At 69.3% G+C, this 19,520-nt stretch carries 12 protein-coding genes, 3 tRNA genes and 1 pseudogene; 11 read left to right on the top strand and 5 right to left on the bottom strand.

The genetic code is table 11. The annotated features are described in order from the left end of the window. The first annotated feature begins 35 nt into the window (after positions 1-35). The 3 genes from ACFC96_RS44395 to ACFC96_RS44405 all read left to right on the top strand — a co-directional run bounded on the left by ACFC96_RS44395 (position 36) and on the right by ACFC96_RS44405 (position 4,792). Positions 36-1,310 carry an NAD(P)/FAD-dependent oxidoreductase gene (locus ACFC96_RS44395; RefSeq protein WP_376618332.1) on the top strand — a complete coding sequence of 425 codons (1,275 nt, stop codon included), beginning with the start codon at positions 36-38 and terminating at the stop codon, positions 1,308-1,310. A 34-nt stretch (positions 1,311-1,344) separates the two neighbouring features. Beyond that, complete coding sequence (dnaG, locus tag ACFC96_RS44400; RefSeq protein WP_376265969.1) at positions 1,345-3,243, top strand: DNA primase; 1,899 nt, start codon at positions 1,345-1,347, stop codon at positions 3,241-3,243. Between the two features lie 163 nt (positions 3,244-3,406). Continuing rightward, on the top strand, positions 3,407-4,792 hold the full coding sequence (locus tag ACFC96_RS44405) for an RNA polymerase sigma factor (protein WP_376265972.1): 1,386 nt from the start codon (positions 3,407-3,409) through the stop codon (positions 4,790-4,792). Between the two features lie 186 nt (positions 4,793-4,978). Here the strand turns inward: ACFC96_RS44405 and ACFC96_RS44410 are convergent, their stop codons facing one another. From ACFC96_RS44410 to ACFC96_RS44425, 4 genes are all read right to left on the bottom strand, one after another. Further along, entirely contained in the window at positions 4,979-6,904 is a 1,926-nt protein-coding gene (locus ACFC96_RS44410) for an ABC transporter ATP-binding protein (protein WP_376618334.1), read from the bottom strand. Further along, a complete protein-coding gene (locus ACFC96_RS44415; RefSeq protein WP_376618336.1) occupies positions 6,904-8,637 on the bottom strand; it encodes an ABC transporter ATP-binding protein in 1,734 nt (577 codons plus the stop codon). The genes ACFC96_RS44410 and ACFC96_RS44415 overlap by 1 nt, the downstream gene beginning before the upstream one ends. Positions 8,638-8,773: 136 nt before the next feature. After that, positions 8,774-10,213 (bottom strand): FGGY family carbohydrate kinase, encoded by a 1,440-nt coding sequence (locus ACFC96_RS44420; RefSeq protein ID WP_376618338.1) that lies wholly within the window; start codon positions 10,211-10,213, stop codon positions 8,774-8,776. Between the two features lie 84 nt (positions 10,214-10,297). Next, a complete protein-coding gene (locus ACFC96_RS44425; protein WP_376265983.1) occupies positions 10,298-10,606 on the bottom strand; it encodes a YtxH domain-containing protein in 309 nt (102 codons plus the stop codon). A gap of 136 nt (positions 10,607-10,742) precedes the next feature. Between ACFC96_RS44425 and ACFC96_RS44430 the strand changes: the two genes are divergently transcribed. The 5 genes from ACFC96_RS44430 (at position 10,743) to ACFC96_RS44450 (ending at position 12,839) form a co-directional block, all read left to right on the top strand. Continuing rightward, positions 10,743-10,815, top strand: a tRNA-Asn gene (locus ACFC96_RS44430). Positions 10,816-10,820: 5 nt separating this feature from the next. After that, positions 10,821-10,893: transfer RNA gene (locus tag ACFC96_RS44435), tRNA-Asn, on the top strand. Positions 10,894-11,078: 185 nt separating this feature from the next. Then, positions 11,079-11,152: transfer RNA gene (locus ACFC96_RS44440), tRNA-Ile, on the top strand. Between the two features lie 471 nt (positions 11,153-11,623). Then, complete coding sequence (locus ACFC96_RS44445) at positions 11,624-11,959, top strand: hypothetical protein (protein WP_376618340.1); 336 nt, start codon at positions 11,624-11,626, stop codon at positions 11,957-11,959. A gap of 346 nt (positions 11,960-12,305) precedes the next feature. Further along, on the top strand, positions 12,306-12,839 hold the full coding sequence (locus tag ACFC96_RS44450; RefSeq protein ID WP_376226363.1) for a hypothetical protein: 534 nt from the start codon (positions 12,306-12,308) through the stop codon (positions 12,837-12,839). Positions 12,840-13,701: 862 nt separating this feature from the next. On the opposite strand, the pseudogene ACFC96_RS44455 reads toward ACFC96_RS44450, so the two are convergent. Further along, positions 13,702-14,543: pseudogene (locus tag ACFC96_RS44455) on the bottom strand (IS5 family transposase). A gap of 1,311 nt (positions 14,544-15,854) precedes the next feature. Between ACFC96_RS44455 and ACFC96_RS44460 the strand changes: the two are divergent. From ACFC96_RS44460 to ACFC96_RS44470, 3 genes are all read left to right on the top strand, one after another. Further along, positions 15,855-16,427: a hypothetical protein gene (locus ACFC96_RS44460; RefSeq protein WP_340460481.1), complete on the top strand. Its 573-nt coding sequence runs from the start codon at positions 15,855-15,857 to the stop codon at positions 16,425-16,427. Between the two features lie 606 nt (positions 16,428-17,033). Then, positions 17,034-17,957, top strand: coding sequence for a hypothetical protein (locus ACFC96_RS44465; protein ID WP_376265986.1), 924 nt, complete (start codon positions 17,034-17,036; stop codon positions 17,955-17,957). A gap of 725 nt (positions 17,958-18,682) precedes the next feature. After that, positions 18,683-18,895, top strand: a complete 213-nt coding sequence (locus tag ACFC96_RS44470) for a hypothetical protein (RefSeq protein WP_376227317.1) — start codon at positions 18,683-18,685, stop codon at positions 18,893-18,895. The last annotated feature ends 625 nt before the right edge of the window (positions 18,896-19,520 follow it).

Genomic DNA, 19,520 nt, shown 5'->3' on the forward strand with positions numbered 1-19,520 from the left:
TCGCATTTGGCGCCATGGCAAAGAGGAGGCATCACGTGGTCGACGCGGATCAGACGTTCGTCATCGTCGGAGGCGGGCTCGCCGGAGCGAAAGCGGCCGAGACGCTGCGCTCCGAGGGTTTCAACGGCAGAGTGATCCTCATCGGGGACGAGGGAGATCATCCGTACGAACGCCCGCCCCTGTCCAAGGGCTATCTCCAGGGCAAGGAGGAACGGGACAGCGTCTTCGTCCACGAACCGGCCTGGTACGCACAGAACGACATCGAGCTGCACCTCGGCCAGACCGTCGTCGCGGTCGACCCGGCCGTGAAGAACGTGCGGCTCGGCGACGGCACGGTCGTCCACTACGACAAGCTGCTCCTGGTCACCGGCGCGGAGCCGCGCCGCATGGACATCCCGGGCACCGAGCTCGCCGGCGTGCACCACCTGCGCCGCATCGCCCACGCGGAGCGCCTCAGGGGTGTCCTCGCCTCCCTCGGCCGGGACAACGGCCACCTCGTGATCGCGGGCGCGGGCTGGATCGGCCTGGAGGTCGCCGCGGCGGCCCGCGAGTACGGCGCCGAGGTCACCGTCGTCGAGCCCGAGGCGACCCCGCTGCACGCGGTCCTCGGCCCCGAGATCGGCCAGATCTTCGCCGACCTGCACGCCGAGCACGGCGTCCGCTTCCACTTCGGGACCCGCCTCACCGGCATCACCGGCCAGGACGGCATGGTCCTCGCCGCCCTCACCGACGACGGCGACGAGCACCCGGCCCACGACGTGCTCGCCGCGATCGGCGCCGCCCCGCGCACCTCGCTCGCCGAATCCGCCGGGATCGAACTCGCCGACCGGTCGCACGGCGGCGGCATCGCCGTGGACGCCTCGCTGCGCACCTCCGACCCGGACATCTACGCGGCCGGTGACGTGGCGGCCGTGCAGCACCCCCTCTTCGGTACCCGGCTGCGCGTCGAGCACTGGGCCAACGCGCTCAACGGCGGCCCGGCCGCCGCGCGCGCCATGCTGGGCCAGGAGGTGACGTACGACCGTGTGCCGTACTTCTTCTCCGACCAGTACGACGTCGGCCTCGAGTACTTGGGCTGGGCGCCTCCGGGCTCGTACGACCAGGTCGTCATCCGCGGGGACGCGGGCAAGCGCCAGTTCATCGCGTTCTGGCTCAAGGACGGGCGGGTGCTCGCCGGGATGAACGTGAACGTGTGGGACGTCACGGAGACCATCCAGGCCCTGATCCGCAGCGGCGTCAGGCCCGGGGCGGACCGTCTGTCGGATCCGTCCGTCGCGCTCACGACGTTCCTCGAGGGGGAGGACGGGTGACGTGAGTGTCGGCGGGTCGCCGTAGAATCCTTGCGTGGCAGGCAGGATCAATGACGAGGACGTGAAGGCGGTCCGGGACGCGGTCCCGATCGACGCCGTGGTGTCCGAGTATCTGCAACTGCGCAACGCGGGCGGCGGGAACCTGAAGGGCCTGTGCCCCTTCCACGACGAGAAGTCGCCGTCCTTCCAGGTCAGCCCCAGCAAGGGCCTCTTCCATTGCTTCGGCTGCCAGGAGGGCGGCGACACCATCACGTTCGTGATGAAGGTCGACCACCTCTCCTTCTCCGAGGTCGTCGAGCGCCTCGCCGCGCAGGCGGGCATCACCCTGCGGTATGAGGAGGGCGGCTACAACCCCTCGCACCAGCGCGGTGAGCGCATCCGCCTGGTCGAGGCGCACAAGGTGGCCGCCCAGTTCTACGTGGACCAGCTGGAGAGCGCAGAGGCGGAGATCGGCCGCAAGTTCCTCGCCGAGCGCGGCTTCGACCAGGCCGCCGCCGCGCACTTCGGCGTCGGCTACAGCCCGGCCGGCTGGGACCACCTCACGCGTTTCCTGCGCGGCAAGGGCTTCACCGACAAGGAGCTCATCACCTCCGGGATCTCCCAGGAGGGCCGCCGCGGGCCCATCGACCGCTTCCGCGGCCGCCTCATGTGGCCCATCCGCGACATCGGCGGAGAGGTCGTCGGCTTCGGCGCCCGCCGCCTGCGCGAGGACGACAACGGCCCGAAGTACCTGAACACGCCCGAGACGCCGATCTACCGGAAGTCCCAGGTCCTCTACGGCATCGACCTCGCCAAGAAGGAGATCGCCAAGTCGAGCCGCGCGGTCGTCGTCGAGGGCTACACGGACGTCATGGCCTGCCACCTGGCCGGCATCACGACCGCCATCGCGACCTGCGGCACCGCCTTCGGCGGCGACCACATCAAGATCCTGCGCCGCCTCCTCATGGACAACGGCAGCGCCCGCGTGATCTTCACCTTCGACGGCGACGCGGCGGGCCAGAAGGCCGCCCTGCGCGCCTTCGAGGACGACCAGAAGTTCGCCGCCGAGACGTACATCGCCGTCGCCCCCGAGGGCATGGACCCCTGCGACCTGCGCCTGGCCAAGGGTGACGAGGCGGTCGCCGACCTCGTCGAACCCCGCACCCCCCTCTTCGAGTTCGCCCTGCGCCACATCGTCTCCCGCTACGACCTGGAGACCCCCGCGGGCCGCGCCGCCGCGCTCGACGAGGCGGCCCCCGTCGTCGCCCGGATCAAGAACAGCGGCGCGCAGCACGAGGTCGCCGTCCAGCTCGCCGGCATGCTCGGCATCCTCGACACCCAGTTCGTCGTCAAGCGCGTCTCGCAGCTCGCCCGCTGGGCCCGTGACCGCGGCGGCCGTGGCCCCGCCCCGGCCCGCCCGCAGCAGCCCTACGAGGCCGCGGCGACCCGCGCGTCCGCCGCGGGCCCCGCCCTCACCCTGCGCAACCCCGTGTACGCCACCGAGCGTGAGCTGCTCAAACTCGCCCTCCAGCGGCCCGAGTTGGTCTCCCCGGCCTTCGACGCGTACGGAGTGGACGAGTTCACCGCCGCCCCGTACGCCGCGGTGCGTGAGGCGATCATCGAGGCGGGCGGCGCCGACCTCGGCACCCAGGACCCGCAGGCATATCTCGTACGGGTACGGGAGGCGGCACCCGACGACGCGGTGCGCGCCATGGTCACCGAGCTCGCCGTCGAGGCCATCCTGCGCAGATCCGTCGACGAGGTCTACGCGGGCCAGCAGCTCGTCGCCGTGCGCCGCCGCGCCGTCGACCGGCGCATCCGGGACGTGCAGGGCTCCCTGACCCGTCTGGGCACGCACAGCGACCCGGCACGCCTGTCCGCCGTCCAGGAGGAGCTGATGGTCCTCCAGCGCTACGACAGGGCACTGCAGGACCTCGGCGCGCAGGCGCTCTGACCGCCGCGCCCCCGAAGGCCCGGGGCGTGGTCCGCCCGGCCGGTTTCGTCCCGTCCTGCCGGGGCAGGCGTCGTGCACGGTAACCGAGCGGTCACGCACCGGACTCAAAAAGTCACCGCACGCCCCTCGTGGCAGCGTTGTGTCGTACAGCACACTGGGTCCGGTGCCTGAGTCCTCGGAGCGCGGCCGGAACCCCGACAACGGGTCCGACACCCCCGCGGTTCCGCCCAACGCGTACGGGACGGACAGCGGTGTGGCCGCCGTCGCCGATCCCGGTGTACCCCTGCCGCACGCCTCAGCAGCGATCACCTTGGAGGTCGCCCCCGTGCAGACCCAGACCCTCAGCCAGACCGGTGCCGCGCGTCAGAGCGCCCAGGGCACCCCCGCGCCGGACATGGACGCGGAGGCGCTCCCGGCCGTCCCCCAGCAGCGGGGACCGGAGAACCATCCGGACTCCGACCCGCCCGGCGATCCCGCCGGCGTGCCACAACCGGCCGACACGGTCGAGCTGCCCGAGCCGGAGTCGGATCCGGATCCACGGGAAGCCGGCCCCCGCCCGCCCGTCGCGCTCCTCCTCGACACCGTGGACGCCGAGACCCCCGAGCCCCCGCCCTCGCGCGGCCGCACGGACACCGGCGGCCCCTCATCGGACCTGTTCCGCCAGTACCTGCGTGAGATCGGACGGATCCCGCTGCTCACAGCCGCCGAGGAGGTCGACCTGGCCCGCAAGGTCGAGGCCGGTCTCTTCGCCGAGGAGAAGCTGACGAGCACCCCTGACCCGGACTCCCAGCTCGCCATCGACCTCGACAGGCTCGTCGTGATGGGCCGGATGGCCAAGCGCCGCCTCATCGAGGCCAACCTGCGCCTCGTCGTCTCGGTCGCCAAGCGCTACGTGGGCCGCGGTCTGACCATGCTGGACCTGGTCCAGGAGGGAAACCTCGGCCTGATCAGGGCGGTCGAGAAGTTCGACTACGCCCGCGGCTACAAGTTCTCGACGTACGCGACCTGGTGGATCCGGCAGGCCATGTCACGCGCCCTCGCCGACCAGGCCCGCACGATCCGCGTCCCGGTGCACGTGGTCGAGCTGATCAACCGGGTCGTGCGCGTCCAGCGCCGCATGCTCCAGGAACGCGGGTACGAACCCACGCCCGAAGAGGTCGCCGCCCACCTCGAACTGCCGCCCGAGCGGGTGAGTGAAGTCCTGCGCCTGGCCCAGGAACCGGTGTCCCTGCACGCACCGGTGGGCGAGGAGGACGACGTCGCGCTGGGCGACCTGATCGAGGACGGCGACGCGACGTCCCCCGTCGAGTCGGCCGCGTTCCTCCTCCTGCGCGAACACCTGGAGGCGGTCCTCTCCACCCTCGGCGAGCGCGAACGCAAGGTGGTCCAGCTCCGTTACGGCCTGGCGGACGGCCGCCCCCGCACACTGGAGGAGATCGGCCGCATATTCGGGGTGACCCGAGAGCGCATCCGCCAGATCGAGTCCAAGACCCTGAACAAACTCAGGGACCACGCTTTCGCGGACCAGCTGAGGGGCTACTTGGACTGAGGGCCCCCGCAGGGGGCGCGGGAAACGACGCGCCCAGCCCCCACGCCCCGCAGACGAATCCTCAGGGGCGCGGGGAACGGAAACACGCCACGAACGCCCCGCAGACGAACCTTCAGGGGCGCGGGGAACTGTGCAACGCAGCCACGGACGACCCGCACGCACAGCTCCCCGCGAACCCTTGTGGCGCTACTCCACCTCCACCACGGCCTGCGCGAACTGAGCCTCGTACAGCCGCTCGTACGCCCCACCCGCGGCGCGCAGCGCATCGTGGGTGCCCTGCTCCACGATGTCGCCGTTCTCCATCACCAGGATGGTGTCGGCGTCGCGGATCGTGGACAGCCGGTGGGCGATGACGAAGCTGGTCCGCCCGTGGGCGAGCCGCGCCATCGCCTTCTGGATGAGCACCTCGGTACGGGTGTCGACGGAGCTCGTCGCCTCGTCGAGGACGAGTATCACCGGGTCCGAAAGGAACGCGCGCGCGATGGTGATGAGCTGCTTCTCACCGGCGCTGACCCCCGCCCCCTCGTCGTCGATCACGGTGTCGTAGCCCTCGGGCAGCGTCCGGATGAACCGGTCGGCGTGGGCGGCCCGCGCCGCCTCCTCGATCTGGTCCCGGGTGACGTCCTTGGCCGCCCCGTACGCGATGTTGTCCGCGATCGTGCCGCCGAACAGCCACGTGTCCTGGAGCACCATGCCGATCCCGGAACGGAGTTCGTCGCGCGACATCTTGGCCACGTCGACCCCGTCGAGGGTGATACGCCCGCCGGTGACCTCGTAGAAGCGGAGCAGCAGATTGACCAGCGTCGTCTTGCCGGCGCCCGTCGGGCCGACGATGGCGACGGTGTGACCCGGCTCCACGGCGAGCGACAGGTCCTCGATCAGCGGCTTGTCCTGCTCGTAGCGGAAGGACACGTTCTCGAACTCGACGAGCCCGCGCAGCAGATCGGGCTTCTCGCCCGGCACCGGCTCGGCCTCCTGCTCGTCCGCGTCGAGCAGTTCGAAGATCCGCTCGGCCGAGGCGACGCCCGACTGCACCAGGTTCGCCATCGAGGCAACCTGCGTCAGCGGCATGGAGAACTGCCGCGAGTACTGGATGAACGCCTGGACGTCACCGATCGACAGCGAACCCGAGGCGACCCGCAGACCACCCACCACGGCGACCAGCACATAGTTCAGGTTCGAGACGAAGAACATCAGCGGCTGCATCATCCCGCTGTTGAACTGGGCCTTGAACCCGGCCTCGTACAGCGCGTCGTTCTGCTCGGCGAACGCCTTCGCCGACTCCTCCTGACGCCCGAAGACCTTCACCAGGTTGTGGCCGGTGTACATCTCCTCGATGTGCGCGTTCAGCTTGCCGGTGGTCTTCCACTGCTGCACGAACTGCGGCTGCGACCGCTTGCCGACCCGCGTCGCGATCAGGAACGACAGCGGCACCGTCACCAGCGCCACCAGCGCGAGCAGCGGCGAGATCCAGAACATCATCACCAGCACGCCGATGATGGTGAGCAGCGAGTTGATGAGCTGGCCCATCGTCTGCTGGAGCGTCTGCCCGATGTTGTCGATGTCGTTCGTGGCGCGGCTGAGGACCTCACCGCGTTGCCGCTTGTCGAAGTACGACAGCGGAAGGCGCGACAGCTTCGCCTGGATGTCCTCGCGCATCCGGAAGACGGTCTTGTTCAGCGCCCGGTTGGACAGCCGCGTCGCCACGGCCATCAGCAGACCGGCCCCCAGGAACGTGCACAGGGCGAGCCCGAGCACGGAGCCCACGGCCCCGAAGTCGATGCCCTGACCGGGCGTGAAGTCGATCCCGGAGAGCATGTCGGCGACCCCGGAGTCACCCTTGGCCCGCATCCCCTCGATGACCTGCGTCTTGCTGCTCCCGGTGGGCATCTGACGCCCGATGATGCCCGCGAAGACCAGGTCGGTCGCCCGGCCCAGGATCTTCGGGCCCAGTACCGACAGGCCCACACTCAGGACGACGCACGCGACCATCGCGTACATCGTCGTCTTCTCGGGCTTGAACTGCCTGATGAGCCGCTTGCCCGAGCCCTTGAAGTCCATCGAACGCTGGTCGGGGCCCCCGGCCATCATCCGCCCGCCTGGCCCCGCCATCAGGCCGCCTCCGCTTCCGTCAGCTGGGAGAGAACGATCTCCCGGTACGTCTCATTGCCGTCCATCAGCTCGCGATGGGTGCCCGTGCCCACGACATGGCCTTCGTCGAGGACCACGATGCGGTCCGCGTCGCGGATGGTGGAGACCCGCTGGGCCACGATCACCACGGTCGCCTCGGAGGTCTCATGACCCAGCGCCGCGCGCAGCGCGGCGTCCGTCGCGTAGTCGAGCGCGGAGAACGAGTCGTCGAAGAGATAGATCTCGGGCCGCTGCACCAGCGTCCGCGCGATCGCGAGCCGCTGGCGCTGACCGCCGGACACGTTGGTGCCGCCCTGCGAGATCGGGGAGTCGAGCCCGTTCTCCAGTTTCTCCACGAAGTCCTTGGCCTGCGCCACTTCCAGGGCGTGCCACAGCTCTTCGTCGGTCGCGTCCGGATTGCCGTAGCGCAGATTCGTGGCGACCGTCCCTGCGAAGAGGTACGGCTTCTGCGGCACGAGCCCGACGGTCCTGGCGAGCAGCGCGGGGTCGATGGTGCGCACGTCGACGCCGTTCACCAGGACCTCGCCGTCCGTCGCGTCGAACAGGCGCGGCACCAGGCCGAGAAGGGTGGACTTGCCGCTGCCGGTCGAGCCGATGACGGCGGTCGTCTCGCCCGGGCGCGCGGTGACCTGGATGGCCTTGAGCACCGGCTCCTCGGCGCCGGGGTAGCGGAAGCCCGCGTCCCGGATCTCCAGGTGGCCGTGGCCGCGCAGCTCCCGCACCGGCGAGGACGGCGGCACGACGCTGGACTCGGTGGAGAGGACCTCCTGGATGCGCTCGGCGCAGACCTCGGCGCGCGGCACCATCATGAACATGAAGGTGGCCATCATGACGCTCATCACGATCTGCATCAGATAGGCGAGGAACGCGGTGAGCGCGCCGATCTGCATGCCGCCGCTGTCGATGCGGTGCGCGCCGAACCAGACGACGGCGATCGAGGAGATGTTCACCACGGTCATGACGATCGGGAACATCAGCGCGAGGAGCTTGCCGGTGCCGAGGGAGACCTCGGTCAGATCGGCGTTGGCCTCGCGGAAGCGCTCCTTCTCGTAGCCGTCGCGCACGAACGCGCGGATGACGCGGTTGCCGGTGATCTGCTCCCGCAGCACCCGGTTCACCGTGTCGAGCCGCACCTGCATGGTGCGGAAGAGCGGCCGCAGCCGGCGCACGATCAGACTGACGCTGATCCCGAGGACCGGGACCACGGCGAGCAACACGCCCGACAGGGGCACGTCCTGGCCCAGCGCCATGACGATGCCGCCGACGCACATGATCGGCGCAGACACCATCAGCGTGAACGTCATGAGCGTGAGCATCTGGACCTGCTGCACGTCGTTCGTCGTGCGGGTGATCAGCGACGGAGCCCCGAACTGGCCCATCTCGCGCGCCGAGAAGGACTGCACGCGGTCGAACACGGAGGCCCGGACGTCCCGTCCGAGCGCGGACGCGGTGCGGGCGCCGTAGAACACGGCGCCGATGTTGCAGACCATCTGGACCACGGTGATCGCGATCATGATGGCGCCGAAGGTCAGGATGTAGCCCGTGTCCCCCTTCACGACACCGTTGTCAATGATGTCCGCGTTGAGGGTGGGCAGATAGAGCGAGGCGCAGGTCTGCAGGAACTGCAGCAGCACCAGCACGCCGATGGGTTTCTTGTACGGACCGAGGTAGGTCCGCAGGAGTCGTATGAGCACGCTCGGTCTCTCGAAGTCGGCCGTCATGAGGGGTCAGTGGTGCACGACCCCCATCGTCCGACACTCCACCCGCGTTACTTCAACCGATTTAGCCAAGAGCCCGCCAAGAAAACCCACGTGGAGCGGGATGAAACGGTCAGGCCACCACGGAATCGAAGGCTCCGGGGTGCGTCTGTTCCCGTACGGCGGTGAACTGCTGCCGCACAGCCTGCCCGACGGGCAGCTCCTCGCCCGGCTCCAGAACCTGCGCCGCCGCGCCCTGCCACTGCGGCAGCTGCCCGTTCAGCGCCCACGCGGCCTGCCGCGCCGCACCGAGCGCCGCGTAGTCCGCGGGCTGCGGCACCACCACCTGCGTCCCGAACAGCATCGGCGCCGCGACCTGCACCGCAGGCAGCTCGGCCGCCGCCCCGAGCAGGAAGATCCGCCGCACCTCGACCCCCCGCGCGCGCAGTACGTCCATGGCGTCCCCGAGCCCGCACAACATGCCCTCGAACGCGGCCCGCGCGAGATGCTCCGGCTTCATCGACTCCCGCCGCAGCCCGCTCAGGGTGCCCGCGGTGTGCGGCAGATTCGGCGTCTTCTCGCCCTCCAGATACGGCAGCATGACCAGGCCGTGCGACCCGGGAGTCGACTTCAGCGCCAGATCGGACAGCTCCTCGATCCCGGAGAGCCCGAGCATGTCGGCCGTACCGCGAAGGGTCCGCACCGCATTGAGTGTGTGGACGACGGGCAGATGCATGCCGGTCGCGTCGGCGAGCGAGGTGATCATCCCGGACGGGTCGGCCAGCGCCTCGTGGTGCACCGCCATGACCGAACCCGACGCGCCGAGCGACACCACGGCGTCGCCCTGGCGCACCCCGAGCCCGAACGCCGCGGCCATCGTCTCGCCCGTACCGGCCGAGATGATCAGCCCCTCCGGAGTGGTGCCCGCCGCGTCCCCCGGTCCCAGCACCTCCGGCAGCATCGCCTGGTGTCCGAGCGCCAGCTCGACCAGGTCGGGACGGTACGAGCCGCTCGCCGCCGACCAGTAGCCGGTGCCCGAGGCCCCGCCCCGGTCGGTGGTCCGCCGCGAGGGCCGGCCGAGGAGCTGCCACACCAGCCAGTCGTGGGCCTGGAGCACGAGCGCGACCCGCTGGGCGGCCTCCGGCTCGTTCCTCGCCAGCCAGCGCAGCTTCGTCACCGGATGCATGGCCTGCGGCACACACCCGACGGCCTGCGCCCACGCCTCACGCCCGCCGAGCCGGTCGATGAGATCCGCGGCCGCGACCTGTGTCCGTTTGTCGCCCCCGGGCATCGCGGGCCGCACGGTGTTGCCCTGCGCGTCGAGCGGGACCAGCGCGTTCTGCTGCGCGGAGACCCCGATCGCCTGCACGCCTTCGAGCAGCCCGCCGCCCGCGGCCTCGCCGAGCGAAAGGAGCCACGCCTGTGGATCGACATCGGCGGGGCGGCCACCGCCCTCGCCGGATTCGAGCGGGTGCGGCGCATAGCCCTGCTTGAGCACGGCACCGGAGTCCGCGTCACAGACCACGATCCGAGTGAAATCGGGCGAACTGTCCAGCCCGGCGACTATCCCCATGAGTGAATTCTGCCGCACTCCGCCCCGGCCCCGTCCCGCGGGCCGGGGCCGGGGCGAAGACCCGCTTTCGCCCGGGCCGGGGGCTCAGGTGTTGCTGGTGCCCCAGTCGTCCTCGAAGCCGTCGCCGCCCTGGCCGCGCTCCCGCAGCGAGCGCACCCGGCCGGCCACCGATTCGGGGACCCGGTTCTCGACCTTCTCGCTCACCGAGTGCAGCGCCTTGCCCGCGATCTGGCGCGTCTGCTGGGCCGCCGACTCCGCCGTGTTCCGGACGGCAGGGTTCTGCGTGAACTCGCGGGCGGACTTCTTCAGCTGCTCGTACCGCTCGCGTCCGGCCCGGGTCCCGAGCACGTACCCGAGGGCCAGACCGGCGACGAATGTGAGCCGGTAGCGCATGGCTGCCACCCTTCCCTTGTGATCACCGGGGGAACCGATTGGCGGAGCACCCCCCTGCTTGCGCTAATGTATGTGTCGCAGCGAGCGCACGCCCCCTGGCGAGTGCCAAGGTAGGTGCGTTCGGTGCACGAGACATTCCCCTGTAGCTCAATTGGCAGAGCAGCCGGCTGTTAACCGGCAGGTTACTGGTTCGAGTCCAGTCGGGGGAGCTCGATCTCCTGTAGCTCAATTGGCAGAGCAGCCGGCTGTTAACCGGCAGGTTACTGGTTCGAGTCCAGTCGGGAGAGCTGACGGACAAGACTCCCGGGAAACCCCGGGGGTCTTTTCGTGTCGTCTTCTTCGCCAGGTGGAACCGTAGAAGGGCATGTGGAGTCCTCTACCCCGAGCAAGGCCGACCATCCGGAGCAGGAGATCGTATGAGCGGCTATGCTGCGGCAGACGGCGCGCACACATGTACGCGCCACGCCGAAACGGGGCGGTAGCTCAGCCGGTTAGAGCAGCGGACTCATAATCCGTCGGCCGTGGGTTCGAGTCCCACCCGCCCCACCTCAGCAAAAACGATGTGGCCAGGGGAAACGCCACATCTCACGGTAGCGCGACGGGGGCGTTCGCCATGCGAACGCCACACCGTTGAGCCGCACGCTCTCCTTCATGGCTTCGATCGAGACAAACCCCAGGAAGACCGCAGACCCCTCATGCGCAGTCGTTCGGCGTAGTGGCGGCTCCCGGACGGGCGACCGGTGCAGCGAGGCGTTCGACGACGAGGCGCAGGCGGAGCGCCTTCGCGACCTCGTCGATGGTCACGGACGGCAGCGGCCCCCCGGGGTGGGTCAAGGGACGGTCGCCAACCCGCATGACCTGCTCCACAGCATCGCGCTGTCGGCTGTCTGCTGTTGATGCTGATCCGGCCCTGCGTGCCTCCCATCCGTGCGCGCACACGAGACTGCCCGAAGCCGGCGGCACCGAGGACGACGAGGTCTTTCTGGAGCCCGAGGAGTACGCGCTGCTGAAGCGCAGGTGCGCGTCGACGCGGTCGACATCATTGACGGCTTCGGGGGGGGCACTGGCCTGAGGCGGGGTGAGGTGACCGCGCCGCGACCGCGGGACTTCTTGGTCTTGGGGCACACCGAGGGCGTGGCACTCGGCGTCGTCCACGCCCACCGGTGGAAGCCTGCCTTTGACGCCGACGCCGACGCCGACGCCGACGCCGACGCCGCTGCCGGTCTGACGAAGCGTCCGAGAATCCACGGCCTCCGCCATGCCTACAACGAACCCTCGCCCATGACAGGGATGCGGGCACGCCTCCGTCTGGCCTCAAAAGCGTCTGACCGTTCGAGGCCATGGAGGGCTTGAGTGACGACAACACGGATGACCTCTGCCCGTGAAGCGCTCGTGGACGACAGGTCAGGGCCGTGGGCAACGGCGCGCCACGCGGAAGCTACGACACGGGCGCCAGGAAATTTCAGCAGCTGACGGCGAGTCGCCGGACAGGGCTCGCAAGGCGTCAACTGCTCAGCAAATAAAGGCAATTGAGACTCGACGAGCACGCCGTAACCGACGGGCGCCTCCGCCGAATGCGGCCACAAGGCTTAATTTTCGGATTTTCAGCACGTCCGATAAGTGACGAATGGTGTGATTTCTGTATCTTCTTTCACAGAGCGGCTGTCCGGCCGATCTCTCCGAGAAGGAAGAAACTGACATGAGCAAGCGTTCTATTGCTGTCACCGCGGCCATCGCGGGCGCTGCAGCTCTTGCCGCCACCGGCATCAACTACGCCGCTGCTGCCGGCACGGAGGCAGCCCCGGCTGCTGCTCCGGCTGTTCGTCAGGCGGCTGCTCCCGCGGCGGCGCCCCTCGGTGGCGACTCTGGCCAGGGCAAGGAGAAGGAAGGCAACCACCACTACTACAAGGGTCGGATCCAGTTCAACGAGCGTTCCTACTCGGCCGAGACGGACGGCTGCATCACCGTGGTGAGCGGTCTGGGTGCGCGCAGCTTCAACGTCCGCAACGACAGCTGGAAGACCGTTGAGGTCTTCCGCGGTGCGACCTGCGACAACGGGGCTCCCGTGGCCACGGTCGGACCGTGGAGCAGCAGCACCAGCGTTGAGACCCACAGGGTCCGCGGCGGCGTGTTCGTCAAGAACGGTGTTGTGGCCAGCTTCCGTGTGGTCCACGACTTCCGTGGCGGCAAGGGCGGTGGCTACGGCGGTGGCGACCGCGGCGGCAACTGGTAATACCTGCCGCCGGAATGGTTGATGCCCCGGCCCGTCGGAATCGGGCCGGGGCAGTCAACCAGCCTAACCCAGCCGGGCACGCCGCGCCCGAAATGGCTTAATGCTTGCACGGATCGCCTCGCGCTCCGTGCCCGTATGGAGGTCATTTCGGGCGCTTCCCGGGCCGCGCCGCGCTTCATCGAAGACGCGTCGAGGCAGTGCCGGTTCGCGGCACGGTCTCGAGATGGGCTCGTGGGCGGTCCCGGACCTTTGCCTGCCCGGAGTCGGATCTCCCGTCGCAGACCCGACCGGGCAGTTTCGTTGGGATCACCGCTTCGGTGACACTCTCGATGGAGAGTGCGCTCTGAGGCTGAGCCCGTACTGTCGCAGCGAAGCCGGATGTTTCGCAGATTCACCCGGTGCGCTACGACGTCACGCTCGTGCGAGTTCAGCCGGGACAGACGCTTCATCAGACGCTCGACCACCTCGGCGCCGGCTTCGATCCCGATGTGGAGAGCTGCCCAACTTCGACTTTCCGGCGAGCGGTGCTGAGTGGGATCGCATCCTGGACCGAGTCTCGCGCGAGATCGGATCTGTCGCGTCTGAGCAGTACCTGTACTGCCTGATCCTTGAGGCGGTGGGGCCGCCGGGGCACGTGCGGCTCGACCACTGCGGGGACGCGGCACCATCGAGGTGACGTACCACCACCCGGGGCCGGCAGCGTCGGCCCGTGATGCGCTTGGCCTATCGCATCGCTCGCGCCGTTGAGGAAGAGAGTGCTTGACCGGCCATGACTTTGAAGTGGACCGGCTCGTCCGGACCGGTGACTCGGTCAAAGCTGCCGTCAGGATGAGCGGCATCTCCGGTTGAGCGCAGCATCACCTCACCTGGCGGACCAGAGGAAGACGCCTGCAATGTGGGGCCCGGCCGGGCGGATCGTGGCTGTCTTCTCGTGGCGGGTGGCGATGCCCCGCCATTGCTTCAGCCGGTTGATGCACCGTTCGACGGTGGTGCGCTGCTGGTACGCCTCGCGGTCGAAGGCAGGTGACCTGCACCCTGGCTGCCGCGACGCAGTCCCTGGCCACGCTGATCCGCCGGTCCCGGGATCACCGTCCGGATGCCGCGTTTGCGCAGGTGATCGCGGATCGCGCGGGAAGAGTACGCCTTGTCGGCCAGGATCATGTCCGGTCTTGTGCGAAGCCGCCCCTGTTGCCGGGGCACGTGTAGGCGGCTCATGGCGTCGGTGAAGACGGGCGCATCACCAGCCTGTCCGGCGGTGAGAACGAATGCCAGTGGTCGGAGCGGCCGTCGGCGACGAGGTGGATCTTCGTGGTCGGTCCGCCGCGGGATCGGCCGATGGCGTGGGCGTCGGGTTCGTCGACCGGGGCCCTTTTTTGCGTGCCCCGGCCGAATGCTGGTGAGCGCGCACGATGGGGGAGTCCACCGAGACGGCCCGGTCGAGGCCGCCGTCGGCGTCGGCCTGAGCCATCAGCGCAGTGAGGACCCGCTCCCAGGTGCTGTCCATGGCACACATGCACAACCGGGCGTAGCCCCTGGGCAGTTGCCGCACCTCTCCGTCAGGTGAACGCACTGAACCCCGGTCCGGAACTTGCAGGCGAGCGCGTCGATCACCTCCCGGTGGTCACGACACAGGCCACTTCGCTTCGGTGTCCGGTCCGGGGGCAACGGCTCGATCCGCGCCCTCTGAGCATCAGTCGACGACACGCCGGACGACCGATCGGATGATCTGAACGAAACCGCCGAGGCCGAGTGGGTGGCGGACATGCTGTGGATCCAGGCCGAACGCCCCTCGTGGGCGGCGGGCTGCGACTCGGTTCGGCCGCACCGGGTGTCAGATGGGGTGTTCGTGACCGTGTCGCCGACCCACCGCTTGCCGTCGTCACACCCGCCCCGTCAAGGGTTTCCGATGCAGGAACGTTTTGACCTGCGACACACCGGAGCGTCCGCCGTTCGGTGGATGTGATGACCCGTCAGGTAGGCCGCAGGTCGGCCCGCTGTCGGCCCGAGCGGCCGGCGATCAAGCCGTTGGGTGCAGCTTTCGTCGCCCGGCTCGGGGGAGGCCCCCGATCTGGTCGAGCGGGTCATCAATGACGATGGCGCCCGGCGCCTCAGGGGGAGGGCTGGGGCTTGAGGCCTTGGACGGACCGTTGCCTCCTCGGGGTTGGCGCGGGGGGCGTTCATGGGCGCGCCAGGCTGGTGCGTACTCGGCGATCTGATCGATTCGCTTCGCCCCTTCCGGTCCTTCAGTTCGTTCGGTCCTTTCCCGCTGTCGGTCGCGTCGGCCCACGCGTCGGCTGCCTGCTTCGCCGCGGCTTCCCGGCGGTCGCCCCCGTAGCGGGTTCGCCGCCGAGTGCTGCGCCTGCCCGGACGGGGCTTCGAGCGCGCGCCACGGAGGGTGTCCGAAGAACGGCGGATCGGACGAGGCGGCGTTCTCCCTCATCAGGAAGGGGGGCGCCGTCGACGTTGGCATCGGGGACGGCGTGTCGCGAACAGGGTCGGTCTACGTGGCGACGTCCGTGACCGTAGAAGACGCCCGGTGCACCCTTGGCGCTCTGGATGCCCTGGGGGATCTCGGGCTGCGACGGGCGCAACGCCGGTGACCGCGGCGACGGGGCGAGGGCCAGGTGCCGGCTCGGCGTGTCGTCGAGCTGAAGGGACCCCGGACGAGGCTGCCGCCCTCGAGCACGGTCTCTGTGGCGTCGGCGAGCCCCGCCCCGACCGGCAGGAGCCGCGAGTGACGGCGCGCCACGCGGAAGCTGCGACACGGCATCAGAAGTTTGAGCGGCTGTCAGCGAGTCGCTGGGCGTGGCTTACGAGGCATCAACTGCCGTGTGAATAAGGGCAATTGCTGGCCGATGTGGATGCTGCTGCCGACTGCCGTCTGCGCGGACATACGGCCACAAGGCTTAATTTTCGGATTTTCAGCACGTCCGATAAGTGACGAATGGTGTGATTTCTGTATCTTCATTTACAGAGCGGCTGTCCGGCCGATCTCTCCGAAAGGAAGAAACTGACATGAGCAAGCGTTCCATCGCTGTCACCGCGGCCATCGCGGGCGCGGCAGCCCTTGCCGCGACCGGCATCAACTACGCCGCTGCTGCCGGCACGGAGGCGGCCCCGGCTGCCGCTCCGGCTGTTCGTCAGGCGGCTGCTCCCGTGGCTGCTCCCGCGGCGGCGCCCCTCGGTGGCGACTCCGGCCAGGGCAAGGAGAAGGAAGACAACTACAACAAGGGGGGCGGCTACCGGCACGAGGGTCGGATCCAGATCAACGAGCGGTCTTACTCGGCCGGCTCGGACGGCTGCATCACCATCGTCAGCGGTCTGGGTGCGAACAGCTTCAACGTCCGCAACGACAGCTGGAAGACGGTTGAGGTCTTCCGCGGTGCGACCTGCGACAACGGGGCTCCCGTTGCCACGGTCGGACCGTGGAGCACCAGCAACAGCGTCTCGCCCCACAGGGTCCGCGGCGGCGTCTTCGTCAAGCACGGCGTCGTAGGCAGCTTCCGTGTGGTCCACGACTTCCGTGGCGGCAAGGGCGGTGGCTACGGTGGCGGCTACGACGGTGGCGACCGTGGCGGCAACTGGTAATACCTGCTGCCGGAATAGTTGAGGCCCCGGCCCGTCGGAATCGGGCCGGGGCGATCAACGAAAGTTTAACCCAGCCGGGCACGCCGCGCCCGAGATGGCTTAATGCTGGTGCGGACCACCTCACGTCCGTGCACGCATGAGGGTGATTTCGGGCGCTCCCCTGGGCATGTCGCGCTTCGTCGAAGGCGCGTCGAGGTATGTCCAGTTCTTCCGGCTCGGTCGAGGTCTGAACACAGGGCCTCGATCGAGCCGGCCGAATCGGGATGCCTCACAAGGGTCCGGCCGCTGGAAGGCTTCGTATCGTTCCTGCGACTTGCTCGCCGGAAACGTGCAGATTCTTCAGGCAGTCGTAGGCGCGGGCGTATGTCCGCACTTACGTGCGAATCCTTGGAAAGTCAACTGTCAAAGTCGCGTCGGCTGCCGTCGGTCATGTCGCACATTCCGTATACGGACGGGGGTATACGAAACGGCGTCATGGCCGACCAGCCGAATACCGCAGTGAGTGGGATTGCCGACCGTGCACGGGCTGAGCGTTCGCCAGGCCGTGAACCGCCTTGCTCCGTCGATCCGTGCCGCCGAATCCGCCCCTTTGGACTCGAGGGATGCATGAAAATGCCGCAGAGCTCGCTCAGTAAACCGAAGAATCCGGCCGACGCAGCGATCTCGCAAAGACTTGAAGAGACCATCGAAAGCTCCGAGTACTGGGCACGGAGGATGCCCCGCGAAGCCATCCGCCTGGTGCGTAAGGAGCGCCTCTACGGCGTCGCCGCGGGATGTGTCAGTCTCCTCACCGGCCTTCTGGCCTGGCCTCTGGTCGCCGAGTCCTCGATGCTCACGGCGCAGGTCCTCATCTCCGGGCTGTCGGGCCTGGCGGCGCTGGCCATCGCCGCCCCCTACGCGAGCGGCCTGAGCGACCGCGGCGAGGACTCCATCAAGCTGGGCAGTGCGTACGGGGAAATGCATCGCGAACTCCTGCGCGGCAGGGAGCGGATCCACGAGGGATTCGAGAACGACACGCCTCAACTGCCGGGTTTCTACCAGCAGTTCGACTACATCGAAGAGCGCAGGGACTCGCTCGGAATTCGCCCCATTCCCTCAAGGGTGAGCGCATCCGGTGCTCCGGTGGCCGGCGAGTTCGGGCGGCGAGAGCAGGCCGTGCCGATCGCACCGAGAAGGCATTCGAGGAGTTCCGCACCCGCGGCACCGGTGAGCAGTGCGCGTACGGTCGTCGTGGATCAGGACGCGGTCGCCACGCTCATCTACCTCGTGGCGCATCAGTTGACGTCACAGAACCAGGCGTCGACAGCGGAATTCGATCGTCGCCCGTCTTCGCCCCGGCCCGGGATCTGCGAGCAGGGTTCGACAGGGCGCCTCGAACAGCATTGGCAGCCCGCCTTGCCGTTCGACACCTCACGAGGTTCGGACTCGGGAGAGCGTGACGAAAACCGCCTCACGGCAACCTCTCAGGCGCTTCTGTCGAAGTTGTCCGGTCCGGCGGGGCCCTTGCGGCGATTCAGCAGCCGTTCATGACGGTGTGTCCGGGCGCGAATGGCAAGTCGTGCGGGGCCGGCCGAATGGCTGCCCTCACCTCGGCGTGATCTCTGATGTCCGTCGTCGCACGGCAGGCCGAACCTGATCACTCGGTTCGGCAACCGGCGCACACGGAGGCGGCCTTCGTGCCGGGTATGTGCTCCGACCAGGGTGCACACGTCCAGCACGAAGGCCGCGGGGACGTGTCCGCCGCGGCACGACGCGCGGCAGGATCCGTTGGCATCCCCGCCCGGGTCCGCCGCGCCTTTCGGTACATCCGACCCACGGCCGGCTCCACGGCCCAGGGACTGAAACTGTTCCCCCCGGCTTGGAGCGGAACCGGCAAGGCCCGAGCATCGAGGGGGCGCGGTCAGCCGATCGGCTGAGCGGAAGTGCCCGGCGAGCTCTTGCGTCCGTCACAGGCAGGGGCTCGGCCCGGCTGATCCGAGCGGTGCACAAGAGGATGGGTGAGCCGCCAGGCGACGAGGTGGTCCCAGGAGCCGTACCCGTGGGCGAACCCGCTTGGTGGGCACGGTGCATGGGGGAGTGCGGCCGGGACCTCCGGACGCCGCCGCAGTCGGCCGGGTCCCGGCCGGGCCGGTCCCCGACACCGGTCGCGGCGCGGCCTCGCGTCACGGTCGAGGTGTCCCGTCACGCGGACGGCGCAACGATCCCGCCGGAGCCCCCGCGCGCGGGATCGGCCGGTCCGTAGCACCGTTCGCCGTATGGACTCCACTCCGATCGTCGTGCACCCGCCCACCCCCACCGGCGGCCGGCAGGTAGCAATCCAGGGGCACGTCGCCGGGATCGCCCGGAGTGATGCCGACCTCGTCGCGTTCCTCCATCAGGCCGGCGTGACGGTTCACAGCGCCCTCCTCGACGACGAGACCTGGGTGAAGTGGCGGGGAGGGCGAGCCCACCACTACGCGGCGCGATGAACCTCGTGGACTCGCCAAGGGGGAGCGAGTCTCCTGGCCTCCTCGGCGATGGCTCTCCGCGCGTGCGGAGATGAGCCGGTCCGTGCCGGACGTCGGGGCGCGATGGCTCTCCGCGCGTGCGGAGACGAGCCGCCCCAGGCCCGACGCCGGGGGCTCCCGATGGTTTGCTCGGGCCGTCGGCCTTCACCGTCGGCCTTCACCGTCGGCCTTCACCGTCGGCCTTCACCGTCGGCCTTCACCGTCGGCCTTCACCGTCGGCCTTCACCGTCGGTCGTCGCGGTCGGCCTTCGTCGTCGGCCTGATCCGCACCTGTCGGAGCACCCTTGTGACGGGTGCGGTGGTGCTGGTCCTGTGCGTGGGGCGCGGACTCTTCGGTGATCCCTGCCTCGTCGTGGCTCGCGGAACCCGTTCGGTGGTCGGTCCTCCGCGACCGTGGTCATCGGGTCGGCCCCCGATGTCCTACGCGCCGCGATGCGTACGGGGGCTGCCCGCGCTCGTCCGCCGTGGGCCCCCGCCCCGGGGGGCGGGGGGCCCCGCCGGGGACCCCCCCCCCCCCCAACGGGGGCCGACCCCCCCGGGGGGCACCCCCGGCGGGTGCCCCCCGGCCGGGGCCCGGGCCCGGCCC

It is taken from the genome of Streptomyces sp. NPDC055955, assembly GCF_042270245.1.
Lineage (GTDB): Bacteria > Actinomycetota > Actinomycetes > Streptomycetales > Streptomycetaceae > Streptomyces.